The sequence below is a fragment of the Bradyrhizobium sp. 179 genome (genome assembly GCF_023073535.1).
Classification (GTDB): Bacteria; Pseudomonadota; Alphaproteobacteria; order Rhizobiales; family Xanthobacteraceae; genus Bradyrhizobium.
The window spans coordinates 57311-71344 of record NZ_JADPJR010000028.1 but is presented as its reverse complement, the minus strand read 5'-3'; the positions used below and the strand labels follow the sequence as shown (position 1 = coordinate 71344).

At 63.7% G+C, this 14034-nt stretch carries 15 protein-coding genes and 1 pseudogene; 9 read left to right on the top strand and 7 right to left on the bottom strand.

The features are described 5' to 3' along the window. Positions 1 to 56: 56 nt before the first annotated feature. From IVB12_RS05985 to IVB12_RS05965, 5 genes and pseudogenes are all read left to right on the top strand, one after another. Entirely contained in the window at positions 57 to 830 is a 774-nt protein-coding gene (locus IVB12_RS05985; protein ID WP_247296585.1) for an aldolase/citrate lyase family protein, read from the top strand. A gap of 68 nt (positions 831 to 898) precedes the next feature. Then, positions 899 to 1281: pseudogene (locus IVB12_RS05980) on the top strand (cupin domain-containing protein). A gap of 111 nt (positions 1282 to 1392) precedes the next feature. Then, entirely contained in the window at positions 1393 to 2160 is a 768-nt protein-coding gene (locus IVB12_RS05975) for an acyltransferase (protein WP_247296583.1), read from the top strand. A gap of 198 nt (positions 2161 to 2358) precedes the next feature. Further along, positions 2359 to 2976: a 30S ribosomal protein S4 gene (gene rpsD, locus IVB12_RS05970; RefSeq protein WP_247296581.1), complete on the top strand. Its 618-nt coding sequence runs from the start codon at positions 2359 to 2361 to the stop codon at positions 2974 to 2976. Positions 2977 to 3249: 273 nt separating this feature from the next. Continuing rightward, positions 3250 to 4317 (top strand): threonine aldolase family protein, encoded by a 1068-nt coding sequence (locus IVB12_RS05965; protein WP_247296579.1) that lies wholly within the window; start codon positions 3250 to 3252, stop codon positions 4315 to 4317. Positions 4318 to 4361: 44 nt separating this feature from the next. Here the strand turns inward: IVB12_RS05965 and IVB12_RS05960 are convergent, their stop codons facing one another. From IVB12_RS05960 to grxD, 4 genes are read right to left on the bottom strand one after another with little or no spacing between them, the layout of a single operon-like run. Beyond that, complete coding sequence (locus IVB12_RS05960) at positions 4362 to 5624, bottom strand: serine hydrolase domain-containing protein (RefSeq protein ID WP_247296577.1); 1263 nt, start codon at positions 5622 to 5624, stop codon at positions 4362 to 4364. A gap of 1 nt (position 5625) precedes the next feature. After that, entirely contained in the window at positions 5626 to 6912 is a 1287-nt protein-coding gene (locus tag IVB12_RS05955; protein ID WP_247296575.1) for a serine hydrolase domain-containing protein, read from the bottom strand. 45 nt (positions 6913 to 6957) lie between these two features. Further along, complete coding sequence (locus tag IVB12_RS05950; RefSeq protein WP_247296573.1) at positions 6958 to 7509, bottom strand: O-acetyl-ADP-ribose deacetylase; 552 nt, start codon at positions 7507 to 7509, stop codon at positions 6958 to 6960. 3 nt (positions 7510 to 7512) lie between these two features. Further along, on the bottom strand, positions 7513 to 7839 hold the full coding sequence (gene grxD, locus IVB12_RS05945; protein ID WP_247296571.1) for a Grx4 family monothiol glutaredoxin: 327 nt from the start codon (positions 7837 to 7839) through the stop codon (positions 7513 to 7515). Positions 7840 to 8075: 236 nt separating this feature from the next. On the opposite strand from grxD, the gene egtB reads away from it, so the two are divergent. Then, the gene (gene egtB / locus IVB12_RS05940) at positions 8076 to 9374 is read left to right on the top strand and encodes an ergothioneine biosynthesis protein EgtB (RefSeq protein WP_247296568.1); all 1299 of its coding nucleotides are present in this window, start codon (positions 8076 to 8078) and stop codon (positions 9372 to 9374) included. A gap of 51 nt (positions 9375 to 9425) precedes the next feature. Next, complete coding sequence (gene egtD, locus IVB12_RS05935; protein ID WP_247296566.1) at positions 9426 to 10397, top strand: L-histidine N(alpha)-methyltransferase; 972 nt, start codon at positions 9426 to 9428, stop codon at positions 10395 to 10397. A 10-nt stretch (positions 10398 to 10407) separates the two neighbouring features. On the opposite strand, the gene IVB12_RS05930 is transcribed toward egtD, so the two are convergent. Continuing rightward, on the bottom strand, positions 10408 to 11589 hold the full coding sequence (locus IVB12_RS05930) for a low temperature requirement protein A (protein ID WP_247280766.1): 1182 nt from the start codon (positions 11587 to 11589) through the stop codon (positions 10408 to 10410). A gap of 39 nt (positions 11590 to 11628) precedes the next feature. Beyond that, positions 11629 to 11883: a BolA family transcriptional regulator gene (locus tag IVB12_RS05925; RefSeq protein ID WP_028137365.1), complete on the bottom strand. Its 255-nt coding sequence runs from the start codon at positions 11881 to 11883 to the stop codon at positions 11629 to 11631. A 175-nt stretch (positions 11884 to 12058) separates the two neighbouring features. On the opposite strand from IVB12_RS05925, the gene IVB12_RS05920 reads away from it, so the two are divergent. Next, complete coding sequence (locus IVB12_RS05920; protein WP_247296564.1) at positions 12059 to 12418, top strand: DUF427 domain-containing protein; 360 nt, start codon at positions 12059 to 12061, stop codon at positions 12416 to 12418. 73 nt (positions 12419 to 12491) lie between these two features. Here the strand turns inward: IVB12_RS05920 and IVB12_RS05915 are convergent, their stop codons facing one another. Beyond that, positions 12492 to 12665, bottom strand: coding sequence for a DUF1328 domain-containing protein (locus IVB12_RS05915; RefSeq protein WP_007612121.1), 174 nt, complete (start codon positions 12663 to 12665; stop codon positions 12492 to 12494). A gap of 161 nt (positions 12666 to 12826) precedes the next feature. On the opposite strand from IVB12_RS05915, the gene IVB12_RS05910 reads away from it, so the two are divergent. Next, positions 12827 to 14014, top strand: coding sequence for an acyltransferase (locus IVB12_RS05910; RefSeq protein WP_247296562.1), 1188 nt, complete (start codon positions 12827 to 12829; stop codon positions 14012 to 14014). The last annotated feature ends 20 nt before the right edge of the window (positions 14015 to 14034 follow it).

Below are 14034 nucleotides of genomic sequence, written 5' to 3'. Positions count from 1 at the left end.
CGCAGCAACGGCGCGCTGCTAGGCTTTGCCGTCGTCACCTTGCCGCAGGCCTTTCCATGTCGGTCCCGTCCACACCACTCAACCGTCTTCGCCAGCTCTGGCGCGAGGGGCGACCCGCCTTTGGCGCGATCGCGACGATCCCGAGTGTGCAGATGGTGCAGATCATGGCGCGCTCGCTCGACTGGATCATCGTCGATCTCGAACATGGCCCGATTGGATTGACCGAAGCACATGCGATGATCGCCGCGACCACAGGCACGCCGTGCACGCCGCTGGTTCGGATTGCCGCGAACGAGCCATGGCTTGCGAAAGCACCGATGGACATCGGTGCCTTCGGCATCAACTTCCCGATGATCACCAACCGCGATGATGCCGAGAAAGCGGTGCGCAGCGTGCGCTACCCGCCGCGCGGCGATCGACTCTGGGGTCCCTTCCACGCGCCATTCCGCTGGGGACAGTCGATGCCGGACTATATGGCTACAGCCGACGACGAGATGATCTGCATGATCACCATCGAGCATGTCGATGCCGTCAACCGCATCGACGAGATCATGGCGACGCCGGGCGTCGACGTCGCGGTCATCGGTCCCGGCGATCTCGCCACCTCCATCAACAAGCGCGGTCAGATGGACGATCCGGAGCTGCTCGAGCTGGTCGCCCGTGCGGAAGCCGGCATCCTCAGAAGCGGCGTGCCGATCGGCGGCGTGGCCCGCACCGCCGACCAGGCCAACGCTCTGATTGACCGTGGCTACCGCGCGATCGCGCTCGGCTTCGACTGGTCGCTGTTCCAGCGGGGCATCATGGCGGCGTTCGACGGGGTCAGGCGCTAAATCGCCGATACGGCCTTGCTGGGCACCGCGGCGCTGCTAGGGTCGTCGGCTCCAGGGGAGGAAAAACCATGCTCAGAAAGACTTTGCTTGCGCTCGCTTCACTGGCATCGCCGTCGCGGCCTCCGCCCAGCAATCCGGCATCAAGCGCACCCCGCTCCAGAAGATCGACTTTCCGGAGGGCTACACGACCGTGACCGCCATCGCCGAAGTGCCGGCCGGCGGCGCCGCCGGCCGGCATACCCATCCGGGGATCGAGACGGGTTATGTCCTGGAGGGCGAGCTCGACCTCCTCATCGAGGGCCAGCCGGACAAGCGCCTGAAAGCCGGCGATTCCTGCCAGATCCCGGCGGGTGCCGTGCACGACGCCAAGACTCATGGTGACAAATCATTGAAAGTGCTTGGAATTTACGTCGTCGACAAGACCAAGCCGCTGGCGTCGCCGGCCCCCTGATGCGGCGAACCGACTGGGTCCAAATCCGTTGGTTCGTGCTAGAGCACGCGGCGAGCGGACGACCGCTCGCTGCACATATTTTAATCCTTGATCCCCAGGACCCGGAGACCAATGCGCGGGACGCCCAAGACCATCTCCCTGCGGCGCCGTCTGATCTGCGACCTTATGCATGCTTCGATGGGTGTGCCCTTCGTCTCGCTATCCCGTTCGCTCAATGTCCGCCCTCTGCTGGAAGCTCGCGCGGGCGCAACGGCGCCCGCCGGCTGGGCAGCGATGTTCGTGAAGGCTTTCGCTCTGGTCGCAAGGGAGGAGCCGATCCTCCGCACGGTCTACGCCAAATGGCCCCGGCCAGCCCTCTATGAACTGCCCAGGAGCGTGGCACTGGTGGCGGTCGCCCGCGTCGAAGATGGCGAGGAATGCGTGATGCCGCAGCGGATTGTGGCCCCCGAGGCCATGACGCTGGCGGCGGTCGATGCCGAGATCAGGCGTGCCAAGACGGCACCGGTTGAGGAGGTTCCCATGTACCGCAAGATCATGCGGGCGACCCGCCTCCCGTTGCCGCTGCGACGCCTGTCCTGGGCGGTGGGGCTGAATTTCGGCCGGCAGCGCGGCAACTGGTTCGGCAGCTTCGCGGTGAGCTCGGTGGCCGCCTATGGCGGCGGCGAGCTCCACCCCATCACACCGGGACCCTTCATCGTCAGCTATGGGGTGGTCGAGGCCGACCAGACCATCCATGTCGTGATCCGCTGGGACCATCGGGTGACGGATGCCGCCCCGATCGCTCGGGTCCTGACCCGGCTGGAACAGGTCCTGAACACTGAAATCGCTAGCGAATTGCGTGTGGCCGGGCCAAAGCCGGTCCGGGCGGTGGGTACCTGATTCCGGGTCCATTCGCATTGACAGCGAGCCCCAAACTCCCCTAAAAGCCGCCTGCTCGCGGGCCGATTTCGGCCCGCGAAGCGTTTCGCGACCCGTGGTCCTATCCCCCCGCTTTGGGGATCGGACCTGTCGGTGCCGGGATCTCCCCGTCACACAGGAGGGCGCGTTTCCTCAAACCATGTACCTGAAGAGGACGCGATGACTAAGCGCAGTGAGGCGAAGTACAAGATCGATCGCCGTATGGGCCAGAACATCTGGGGCCGCCCGAAGAGCCCCGTGAACCGCCGCGAATACGGCCCTGGCCAGCACGGCCAGCGTCGCAAGGGCAAGCTCTCCGACTTCGGCGTGCAGCTGCGCGCCAAGCAGAAGCTGAAGGGCTACTACGCCAACATCAGCGAGCGCCAGTTCCACGGCATCTACGTGGAAGCCAGCCGCCTCAAGGGTGACACCGGCGAGAACCTGATCGGCCTCTTGGAGCGCCGTCTCGACGCGGTCGTGTACCGCGCCAAGTTCGTCTCCACGATCTTCGCCGCGCGCCAGTTCATCAACCACGGCCACATCAAGGTGAACGGCCGCAAGGTCAACATCTCGAGCTACCAGCTCAAGGTCGGCGACGTCGTTGAAGTCAAGGAAGCCTCCAAGCAGCTCGCCCATGTGCTTGAAGCCAGCCAACTCCCCGAGCGTGACGTGCCCGACTATCTCGAAGTCGACCATGGCAAGATGACCGCGAAATACACGCGCATCCCCAACCTTTCCGACGTGCCGTTCCCGGTGCAGATGGAGCCGCATCTGGTCGTCGAATTCTATTCGCGCTAATCGTTTCGGCAGATCGAAGTTCAAAGGCCCCGGTTTCCGGGGCCTTTTTCGTTCAGGCAGCCACTCCGATGTCTCAGCCTATCCGCATCCTTATGCAGGACGGCAGACCACGCGTGCATACGTCCGTCGCTTGCCGCTCAACGCTTATCCTCATCTGATCGATTATCGTGTGACCGAGACAGAAATCGCTATTATGCGGTTTCGTCACGCCGCCGGCGTCCACCTAGAACTCGCTGACCGCGAGTGAATGCCAATCCCTCAGGGAGCAAGTTGATGCTCTACACCCCTCCCCCCATCGACCCGAAGGCACCCCCGGTGCACATCAATCTGCTCTCGGACACCCAGACCAAGCCGACGGCTGCGATGCGCGAGGCGATGGCACGGGCGGAGGTCGGCGACGAGCAGGTCGGCGACGATCCGACGGTGAACGCGCTGTGCGAGCGCGTGGCGGATCTGCTCGGCAAGGAAGCGGCGGTCTACATGCCCTCGGGCACGATGTGCAACGTCACCGCGACGCTTGTGCATTGCCGTCCCGGCGACGAGATCCTTGCGCACGAGACCGCGCACATCATCGCCCGCGAAGGGGGCGCGCATGCCGCGATCGGCGGCTTTCAGGTGAGGCAGCTCAAGGGCGCCAACGGCCAGTTCACGCCGGAGACTCTCCGTCAGGCGCTGCATCCACGCACGCGCTATCAGCCGCCGCAGACCGTCGTCAGCGTCGAGCAGACCGCCAATATCGGCGGCGGCACGATCTGGAAGAAGGCGGCGCTCGACGAGATCGTCGCGATCGCCAAGCAGCACGGCCTCATCACGCACATGGACGGCGCGCGCCTGCTCAACGCCACCGTGGCGAGCGGAATCTCGCCGCGTGACATGACCGTGGGATGGGATTCGGCCTGGATCGACTTTTCCAAGGGCCTCGGCGCGCCGATTGGCGGCGTGCTTGCAGGCTCACGCGTCTTCATCGACGCGGTGTGGCAATGGAAGCAGCGCCTCGGCGGCTCGATGCGGCAGGCCGGCATCTGCGCGGCCGCCTGCATCTACGCGCTCGACCATCACGTCGAGCGTCTTGCCGACGATCACGCCAATGCACGCGCGCTCGCCCGCGGGCTGTCGCAGATCGCAGGCATCGAGGTGCAGGAGCCCGAGACCAATCTGGTGTTCTTCAAGCCCGACGGCGCCGGCATTCCCGGCGACAAGATGGTCGCAGCGTTGCGCCAGCGCGGCGTGACGCTTGCGATGATGGACGGCCGCATCCGCGCCTGCACCCATCTCGATGTCAATGCGCACCAGATCGAGGAGACGATCGGACACGTGCGCGAGATCGTGCGCGGGGCGTAAAGTCGCGTAGATGGAGTAACGGGCCGACCAACCAACGCTCGCGATCATCGCCCCATTGCTTGATAGATCAGCGTCTTCAGCGCCAGCTGGATCCGGCCGCGCTGCGAGGGGGTCTGCACCATGAAGATCCCGAACAGATCGTCTTTGGGATCGATGAAGAAGAATGTGCCGCCGACGCCGTCCCAGCGATATTCGCCAAGCGGCCAGGAAGTACCCGACGGCACTGCGGTACGTACGGCGAAGCCGAGGCCGAATCCGCTTGTGGCGCCCGGGTAATAGTTCTGGTCGCGCGCGATCTTCGTCTCAGGTCCAATGTGATCGGATGCCATCAGCGCGATCGTCTCGGGCTTGAGATAACGCCGTCCCTCATATGTGCCGCCACTGAGCAGCATCTGCGCGAAACGGGCGTAGTCGCCGACCGTGCCGACCATGCCGCCGCCGCCCGATTCCCACTTCGACGGCCGCCTGATGTCGCGAACCGGCGTGGTCGGGTCGATGTTGCGATCCTCCGGCATCGGCTCGGCAATGCGCGGGAATTTGGCGGGATCGGCGACGAAGAACGCGGTCTCGGTCATGCCAAGCGGATCGAGCAGCCGCTCTTTCTCAAACTGAAGCAGGGTCTTTCCCGCGACCACCTCGATGACGCGGCCGAGCACGTCGGTGGAAAAGCCGTAATCCCACGCGGTGCCCGGCTGCTCGACCAGCGGCAGCGTGGTGATCTTCGCGACGAAGTCGGCATTGCTGAGATTGCTTTGGAACAGATTGGCCTCGGCATAGAGCTCCCGCACCATGCCGCCACCATAATAGCCATAGGGCAGACCCGACGTGTGGCGAAGCAGGTCCTTGATCGTGACGGGACGATTCTGCGCTTCCAACGCCAGCGCGACCTTGCCGTCCTCGGCCTTCTTCTCGACGCCGACCTTCATCTTGGCAAAGGCCGGAATGTATTTCGAGACGGGATCGTCGAGCGAAAGCTTGCCCTCCTCGACCAGCATCATCGCCATGACAGAGGTGATCGGCTTCGACATCGAATAGAGCCGGAAGATCGTATCCGCGCTCATCGAGATCTCGGTCGCGACGTCGCGGACGCCGAAATTTTCGTAATAGACCGGCTTGCCGTGCTGCTGAAGGAGCAGGATGGCGCCGGGGATCTTGCCGGTGGCGATCTCGTTTCGGATGTAGTCGGAAACCTTCGCCAACCCTTCGCGCGAGAAGCTGCGCGCGGCCCGTCCCTCAGAGCCGGCCTTCGCACCGCAGGCACCGACCAGAACAACGAGCCCCGCGATCAGCGCGCGGCGCCCGCGCACTTCACTTCTCCATGGCTTCATAGACCAACTGCTTCAATGTCCGTTGCACGCGCTGGCGCTCGGTCGGGGTTTGTTCCAGGAGGACGAAGAACATGTCCTGCTTGGGGTCGATCACGAAATAGCAGCCGGAGGCGCCGTCCCACTTCAATTCGCCGAGATTGCCCGGCGGCGGCGGCTTGGCATTGCCGGGATCAGTGCGGACGGCAAGACCGAGGCCGAAGCCAAACCCGTCACCGGGAAAGTAGAAGTAGTCGCGCTCGACGCCGGAGCCTGGTCCGACCTGATCGGTCACCATCAGCTTGAAAGTCTCGGGTTTGAGAATGGTCTTGCCATGGAGGCTGCCGCCGTTGAGTAGCATCTGCGCAAAGCGCTCATAGTCGGCCATGGTCGTGACCATGCCGCCGCTGGCGAATTGGATCTTCTTGACGACTGTTGGATCGTTGATACGGCCGACCCGGAAATCGCCGTCGTTCGGCACCGGCTGCGCTAGCAGCTTCTGCTTCTCCGGGTCGGTGACGAAGAACCCGGTATCGACCATGCCGAGCGGATCGAGCAGCTTTTCCCGCATGATATCGATCAGCGGCTTGCCGGCCGCGATCTCCATCACGCGCGCCAGCACGTCGGTGGAATGGCCATATTGCCAGAGCGCACCCGGCTGGTTGTGCAGTGGCAGTTTTGCGATCCGCTCGGCGAACTCGGCAAGATCGAAATCGCCGGCATAGATGTTCGCCTCGCGATAGGCTTTGCGCACCAGGCTGTCGCCATAGAAGCCATAGGTGATGCCCGAGGTGTGGCGCATCAGGTCGAGCACCGTCATCGGCCGGTTGGGCGGCACCAGTTCGAGCGACCTGCTGCCGTCCTCGGCCTTCTTCTCGACGCCGACCTTCACATTGGCGAAGGACGGGATGTATTTCGCGACGGGATCGTCGAGCTTGATCTTGCCCTCCTCGACCAATTGCATCGCGACCACTGAGGTAATCGCTTTGGTCATCGAGAACAGGCGGAAGATCGTCTTATCGGTGATCGGCGCCTTGCTGACCACGTCCTGAACGCCGAACGCTTCGTGAAAGACCGCCTTACCGTGCTGCTTGATCAGCACGGTTGCGCCGGCGATCTTGCCGGTAGCGACTTCGTTCTTGAAGAACTCGCTGATCCTCGCGAGCTTGTCCTGGTTGAGATGCGCGCCGGCTGGAATCTCGTAGGTGCCCTCCGCCCGCGCCAGCGACACGGGGCCAAGCGACATCAGCGCGCCGCAGACCAGCGCACGCAATCCTGATTGTGAAATCATATCCCCTCCCCGGAACATGGCCCGCGGAGTGTACCGACCGCGTTGTCAGGCACAAGGGCTGCCGTATCGCGCCAGAACGGCCGTGTGAAGAGCGGCGCTTATCTCCGAGAAACAACAGAATATGACGCGGGTGACCGAGGGCGTGGCCGGCAGCGTGTCGATGGTCGTATGAACTGCAATCGTCGCGGCCTGGTCGGCCGGGAAACGATACACGCCGGTGGAGATCGCGGAGAAGGCCAGCGAAGTCAGCCCGTTGGCCTGACAGAGCTCGAGCGCGCGCCGATAGCACGAGCGCAGCGCCTCCGCCTCGCCGCGGCCGCCGCCGTGCCAGACGGGGCCGACCGCATGGATCACATGCCGCGCAGGCAGAAGATAGCCCTTGGTGATCTTGGCATCGCCGGTCGGGCATCCTCCGAGCGTCCGGCACTCGGCGAGAAGCTCGGGACCGGAAGCGTCGTGGATCGCCCCGTCGACGCCGCCTCCACCAAGGAGAGACGAATTTGCGGCGTTGACGATGGCGTCAACGCCGAGCGTGGTGATGTCGGCAACGATGACCTCGAGCTCGGCGCCGCCGATCCGGCGCGTCAGCTGGGCCATGCATCAAGCCGCGACGACGACGCCCTTCTCAGAGAGGAGCTGCTGCAATTCGCCGGCCTGAAACATCTCGCGGACGATATCGCAGCCGCCGACGAACTCGCCCTTCACATAGAGCTGCGGGATGGTCGGCCAGTTCGAGTATTCCTTGATGGCGTTGCGCAGCTCGGCGGATTCGAGGACGTTGAGGCCTTTATAGCCGACGCCGATGTGGTCGAGGATTTGGACGACCTGGCCGGAGAACCCGCATTGCGGAAATTGCGGCGTGCCCTTCATGAACAGAACCACGTCGTTCGACTTCACTTCGTTGGCGATGAATTCCTCGATGCTCATATCCGTGTCCTTCTGGGGCGGAGCCCTTCTTTCACGTCGGGCCGGCTCAGCCGATCTAACCCGATATCTGTCATATATGTAGCCCAAACCGTTGTGCATCCAAAGCAAAATGGCGGCGAACGGTCGGCGGCGGCCGGTCTGAACCGCCCCCGGTGCATAGGCTGATGACAACAATATCATCGCTGGCGAGGACTTTCATACCGTAACGGAGCCCCTATCTAGGACGAACCCTGGTCATGGAACCGGGAAACGCGAACAACGTTCTCTTGTCCTGTCTGGAGAAAACCGTGACGAAACCAGCCTCCGCTACGGCCGCCCCTCAGCTTTCGTCGCTGTCCTCCGACCCGGGCAAGTTCGCCCAGCGGCTTCAAGACGCGTTTCTGACCGTACGCGACGAGACCGAGCGCCGTGCCGCCCCGCTGTCGCCGGAGGACCAGCAGATCCAGTCCATGCCCGATGCGAGCCCGACGAAATGGCACCGGGCGCATACCACCTGGTTTTGGGAGCAATTCCTGCTCGGCGAGCACTGTCCTAATTACCGGCCCTTCCACCCCGATTTCGCGTTCCTGTTCAATTCCTATTACGTCAGCGCCGGCGCGCGTCATGCCCGGCATCGCCGCGGCGACATCACGCGTCCCAACGCCGACCAGGTCGGCGCCTATCGCAGCTATGTCGATGCAGCCGTCGTCAAATTCTTCCGCGAGGCCGGCTGGGACAAGCTGCGCGAGATCGCACCGCTGGTCGAGGTCGGGCTCAATCACGAGCAGCAGCATCAGGAATTGATGTTCACCGACATCCTGCACGCCTTCGCGCAAAACCCGGTCTCGCCGGTCTACGATCCGAACTGGCGTTTCCCGGCCGCGACCCGGGGCGGCGAGGACTGGCTGACGCTGAACGAGGGCATCCACACCGTCGGCCACGTCGACGACAGCTTCCATTTCGACAATGAGAAGCCGCCGCATCGCGCCCTCGTCGGCCCGGTCAAGATCGCCCGCCATCTCGTCACCAACGGCGAATGGCTCGCCTTCATGCGCGACGGCGGCTACCGGACCGCAACGCTGTGGCTGATGGACGGTTTTGCCACCGTGAGCAATGAGGGCTGGGACGCTCCGGGCCATTGGCGCGAGGTCGATGGCGCCTGGCACGTGATGACGCTGGCCGGCCTCAAGCCGATCGATCCGAACGCGCCGGTCTGCCACGTCAGCTATTACGAGGCGGATGCGTTCGCGCGCTGGGCCGGAAAGCACCTGCCGACCGAGATAGAATGGGAGGTCGCGGCCCGCACGGGCCAGCTCAACGATGCTTTCGGCATTGTCTGGCAATGGACCCGCTCTTCATACGCGCCCTACCCCGGCTACCGCGCCGTCGAAGGCGCGCTCGGCGAATACAACGGCAAATTCATGGTCAACCAGTTGGTGCTGCGCGGCTCCTCGCTTGCAACTCCCGAAGGCCACAGCCGTATCACCTATCGCAACTTCTTCTATCCGCACCACCGCTGGCAGTTCACGGGGCTGCGGCTTGCCGACTACGAGTAAAAAAACTTCCGACGACAAATGCGCGCCGGACAGCGCGTTCAGGAGAGTATCATGAATGTGCACGCCAGCGCTTTGGCCGAAGCCCATCTCCCCGACGAGCAGACGACTGCCTTCGCCCGCGAGGCGATCGAGAATCTCTCGCAGCAGCCGAAAAAGCTGTCGCCGAAATATTTCTACGATGCGACCGGATCGGAATTGTTCGAGGCGATCACGCGCCTGCCGGAATATTATCCGACGCGCACCGAGCTATCGATCCTGAAAGAGCGCGGCAGCGAGATCGCGAAGATCATCCCAGAGCATGCGGCCCTGGTCGAGTTCGGCGCCGGCGCGACCACGAAGGTCCGGCTGCTGTTGAACCACTGCAAGTTTGCAGCCTATGTGCCCGTCGACATCTCCGGCGATTTCCTGAAGGCGCAGGCAAACGGCTTGAAGCGGGATTTTCCCGCGCTCGGCATCCACCCGGTGGCGGCCGACTTCACCACGCCGTTCGAGCTGCCCAGGGCGGTCGCGTCCATGCCCAAGGTCGGCTTCTTCCCTGGCTCGACCATCGGCAATTTCGAGCCGCAGGAAGCCGAGGGCTTCCTGAAGAGCGCACGCAAGATCCTCGGCCGCGGCGCGCAGATGATCATCGGCGCCGATCTCGAGAAGGACGAGCGGGTGCTCTTTGATGCCTATAACGATGCCGCCGGCGTCACTGCGCGCTTCAACCTCAATGTGCTGGTCCGCATCAACCGCGAACTCGGCGGCAATTTCGATCTCTCCGCGTTCACCCATCGCGCGATCTACAATCGCGAGCGTCATCGGATCGAGATGCACCTGATCAGCAAGAAGAGCCAGATCGTGCGCCTGCTCGGCACCAGCTTCTCGTTCCGCGCCGGTGAGAGCATCCACACCGAGAACAGCTACAAATACAGCCTCGAGCGCTTTGCTGCGTTGGCGCAAGACGCAGGCTGGCGCGTGCGCGAAAGCTGGACCGATGCGGCCAAGATGTTCTCGGTGCACGCGCTGGAGGTCGCCGACTAGGCCTCCCCGCTTAGGCCTCGGTTGCCGACCCGAGCGACACCGATTCCCACACCGCAACGACAATCATGATCACGGACGTCGCGACCGACAGCCAGAGCGGCGAGAGGTCGGCGGCGAACCACCACAGCACCAGCAGCAGGATGATGCCGATGCCGTGGGAGAGCTGAAGGAAGCCGCGAATGGCGTGCTTGAACAGGATGGTGCCGACCAGGAATACCAGCGGCCCGCCGATCGTGCTCAGGATGATCCGCAGGTCGGAATGACCGGTGGGATGCTTCAGCACCAGTTCGTCCGAGACCGCGGTCAGGATGATGCCGGCGACGATCGGCATGTGCAGATAAGTGTAGGCGAGCCGCGCCAGCCGCCCGGATTCGGTGGACTTGGAGATGCGCTCGGAGCCGGCCTCCGCGCCCTTGTGGAAATAGACCCACCACATCGCGATGGCGCCGACCAGGGCCGAGACGAAGGCGAGGATGTTGCCCGCGGTCCAGGTCAGCTCAGCAAAAGTGGCGCCGTTGACGACGACGGCTTCGCCAAGCGCGATGATGACGAACAAAGAGCAGCGCTCGGCCATGTGCGCGCCTTCGACGGCCCAGGCCTCGACCGACGAGAAGCCCAGCTTCGGGACCCAGAAGCGTGCGGCCGGCGAGATGTACTCCCAGGTCACTGCTGCGATCCACAGCCATAGCCGGGTGTCTCCCTCGGACAAGCCGCCTGCGATCCACAACACAGCGGAGAGCGACAGCCAGGTCAGGATGCGAATGGCGTTGTGCCGCACCGCGGTGCGATGATGGGGGGTCGCGAACAGCCAGAACGCCGTGCGTCCGACCTGCATGGCCGCATAGGCAATCGCAAACCACAGGCCCCGGCCCTCGAAGGCGGTTGGGATGGTCGTCGACAGCACGAGGCCGCCCAGCATCATCGCAAACAGCAGGATGCGGACCGGCGTCAGCTCGGGATTGAGCCAGTTGGTGACCCAGGCGGTGTAGACCCACACCCACCACACCGCCAGAAACAGCACCGCGACATGGACCGCGCCGAGCGGCGTGAAATGGTGCAGCAGCGTGTGGGAGATTTGCGTGACGGCAAAGACGAAGACGAGGTCGAAGAACAGCTCGGCATTGGTGACGCGGCCGTGCTGGTTCGGACCGATGACGCGAAACATTGCGCCGCGCGGGTTGTCCGCAGCCATCATCGTCCCCCGTCGCGCCGAGATCAGGTGCCGTTCAGATCAGGTGCCCGGCGCCCCGGGTCCGCCAGGTACCCCGGTTTGCAGCGCCAGGGCGTGCAGGACGCCGCCCATCTGCCCGCGCAGGGACTGATACACGATCTGGTGCTGCTGGACGCGGGACTTGCCGCGGAAGGATTCAGAGATCACGGTCGCGGCATAGTGATCGCCGTCGCCGGCGAGGTCTCGGATGGTCACCTCGGCATCGGGGATCGCTGCCTTGATCATCGCCTCGATATCGTGGGCGTCCATGGGCATTTCGGGTCTTGCTCCTTCTGGTCTCGAATCGCTTGCCGGGGTCCCCTCACCGGCTCGGCCAAACTTAGCGTGAACGGCCTTCACCGTCACGCCGTCCGGCACTATATCCCTGATCGCAACAGGAAGGCACGATAAAGTGCCGCGCGCGGCAGGTTGATCGAAAAGGCGTGACATCATGAAGCTTCCAGGGCCCGACCACCCCATCACCATCACCCAAAATCCCCGGCGCGTCCGCGTGTCGGCCGGCGACATCGTGATTGCCGAGACCAGCAAGGCGCTGACCCTAAAGGAGGCCAAATATCCGGCGGTACAGTATGTACCGCGGGAGGACACCAATATGGCGCTGCTCGAGCGCACCGACCGCGTCACCCACTGCCCGTACAAGGGCGACGCGAGCTATTACAGCATCAAGGCCGATGGCAAGACGCTGGACAATGCGATCTGGACCTACGAGACGCCCTTCCCCGCGATGACGGAGATTTCCGGCCATCTCGCCTTCTATCCGGACAAGGTGAAGATCGAGGAAGTGGGCTAGCCCTGGCTAGACGCCGCCGTCACGGCCGGGCTCGTCGCCGGCCATGACGAGTGTAAGCATGGATGCCGCAGGGCTACGCCCTGAAGATCGTGAGCCCCAATATTAGCAGCACCAGGAAGATCACGACGAAGACGTAGAACAGGAAGCGGGCGATATCGGCGGAGGCGGCCGAAATGCCGGTGAAGCCGAGCACACCGGCCACGATCGAGACAAGTAAGAAAATCAGCGCCCACTTCAGGATCGTCATCGCCGCCTCCGAATTGGTGCCGCCCCCTCGCGGCCCTCACACCTTTTTCGCGAACGCTAACTTCGCTGCGCGGAACTGGTTCCTAGGTGACCCAAAGGGCCCTTGATGAATCTGGTTCCCGGCGGCACAGTCCGCACCGGGAGCGGGAGCGCGGGGCAACGATGATCACGATGTCACATTCAGCGACGATCGGCGCGGAGGCGCATGCTGCGCCCAAGAGCAAGGCGCGCAATTTGTCGCTCGATCGCGCCCGCACCTTCCTGACGCTGGTCGTGCTGCTGCATCACGCGGTGATCCCCTACACGCATTTCGGTCACACCGATCCGGCCTCCTGGGCCGGCTTCGACGTGATCGTGCTCGCCACCGACAGCTTCTTCATGGCGATGTTCTTCTTCCTGTCGGGACTGTTCACCTGGCCGGGCATCGCGCGCAAGGCGCCGTCAGTCTTTCTCCGCGACCGCCTGTTGCGCCTCGGGCTGCCGTTCGTGATCGCGGCCTTCACCGTCATTCCGCTCGCTTATTACGCGATCGCGCTGCGGCAGGAGCCGGAGCTGACCTTCGCTTCGTTCTGGTGGAAGACGGTGACGGCGGGCCCGTGGCCGAGCGGCCCGATCTGGTTCGTCTGGGTGCTGCTGGCGTTCGACCTGACGGCGAGCCTGCTCTACCGGGTCTCGGCGCATCTGGTCGATCCGGTCAACCGCATCTCGGTGCGCGGTTTCGAGCAACCGGCCCTATTCTGGCTGCTGCTCGCGGCCATCAGTGTCATCGTCTACGTGCCGGCGCTGGTCTATTTCGGGGCCAACAAGTGGTTCGAGTTCGGGCCGTTCTCGGTGCAGGCGAGCCGCATCCTGCTCTATTTCGCGTATTTCTTCATAGGGGTCAGCGTCGGTGCGGCGAACTTCGACCGCGGTGTGCTCAGCGCCGAGGGCCAGTTGCCGAAAACCCGCTGGCTGTGGGTGGTCGTCACGCTGATCCCCTACTGCCTGATGTGGGGCATGATCTATATCAAGCGTGAGATCCTCGGGAATCCGGATCCGCTGCCGCACTGGTATCATGTGTTCTACGGCACGTTTCTCGTGCTGTTCTCGGCCTCGATCCTGCTCGCGATTCTCGCCTTCTTCCTGCATTCGAAGGCGCCAGGGCCGACCCTGCTCGACCGCATGCAGGCGGATGCCTACGGCATGTTCCTGGTGCATTATCCGATCGCGCTGTGGATCCAGTACGCTCTGTTCGACTATGCGTGGCCTGCGATCGCGAAGGCGGCGATCGGCTTCGTGCTCACGGCGATCCTGAGCTGGGGCCTGACTGCGGCGTTGCGGAAGATTCCGGGCGCGTCGCACGTGTTGTGAAGCGTAATCCGGGTCTGAGT

Coding starts and splice junctions, on each gene's coding strand:
- IVB12_RS05930 (WP_247280766.1), bottom strand. CDS start 11,589: ATGGCTGCGGACAACCCGCGCGGCGCAATGTTTCGCGTCATCGGTCCG.
- IVB12_RS05955 (WP_247296575.1), bottom strand. CDS start 6,912: ATGATTTCACAATCAGGATTGCGTGCGCTGGTCTGCGGCGCGCTGATG.
- rpsD (WP_247296581.1), top strand. CDS start 2,359: ATGACTAAGCGCAGTGAGGCGAAGTACAAGATCGATCGCCGTATGGGC.
- egtD (WP_247296566.1), top strand. CDS start 9,426: ATGAATGTGCACGCCAGCGCTTTGGCCGAAGCCCATCTCCCCGACGAG.
- IVB12_RS05910 (WP_247296562.1), top strand. CDS start 12,827: ATGATCACGATGTCACATTCAGCGACGATCGGCGCGGAGGCGCATGCT.
- IVB12_RS05985 (WP_247296585.1), top strand. CDS start 57: ATGTCGGTCCCGTCCACACCACTCAACCGTCTTCGCCAGCTCTGGCGC.
- IVB12_RS05920 (WP_247296564.1), top strand. CDS start 12,059: ATGAAGCTTCCAGGGCCCGACCACCCCATCACCATCACCCAAAATCCC.
- egtB (WP_247296568.1), top strand. CDS start 8,076: ATGGAACCGGGAAACGCGAACAACGTTCTCTTGTCCTGTCTGGAGAAA.
- IVB12_RS05925 (WP_028137365.1), bottom strand. CDS start 11,883: ATGCCCATGGACGCCCACGATATCGAGGCGATGATCAAGGCAGCGATC.
- IVB12_RS05915 (WP_007612121.1), bottom strand. CDS start 12,665: ATGACGATCCTGAAGTGGGCGCTGATTTTCTTACTTGTCTCGATCGTG.
- IVB12_RS05975 (WP_247296583.1), top strand. CDS start 1,393: ATGCGCGGGACGCCCAAGACCATCTCCCTGCGGCGCCGTCTGATCTGC.
- grxD (WP_247296571.1), bottom strand. CDS start 7,839: ATGAGCATCGAGGAATTCATCGCCAACGAAGTGAAGTCGAACGACGTG.
- IVB12_RS05950 (WP_247296573.1), bottom strand. CDS start 7,509: ATGGCCCAGCTGACGCGCCGGATCGGCGGCGCCGAGCTCGAGGTCATC.
- IVB12_RS05965 (WP_247296579.1), top strand. CDS start 3,250: ATGCTCTACACCCCTCCCCCCATCGACCCGAAGGCACCCCCGGTGCAC.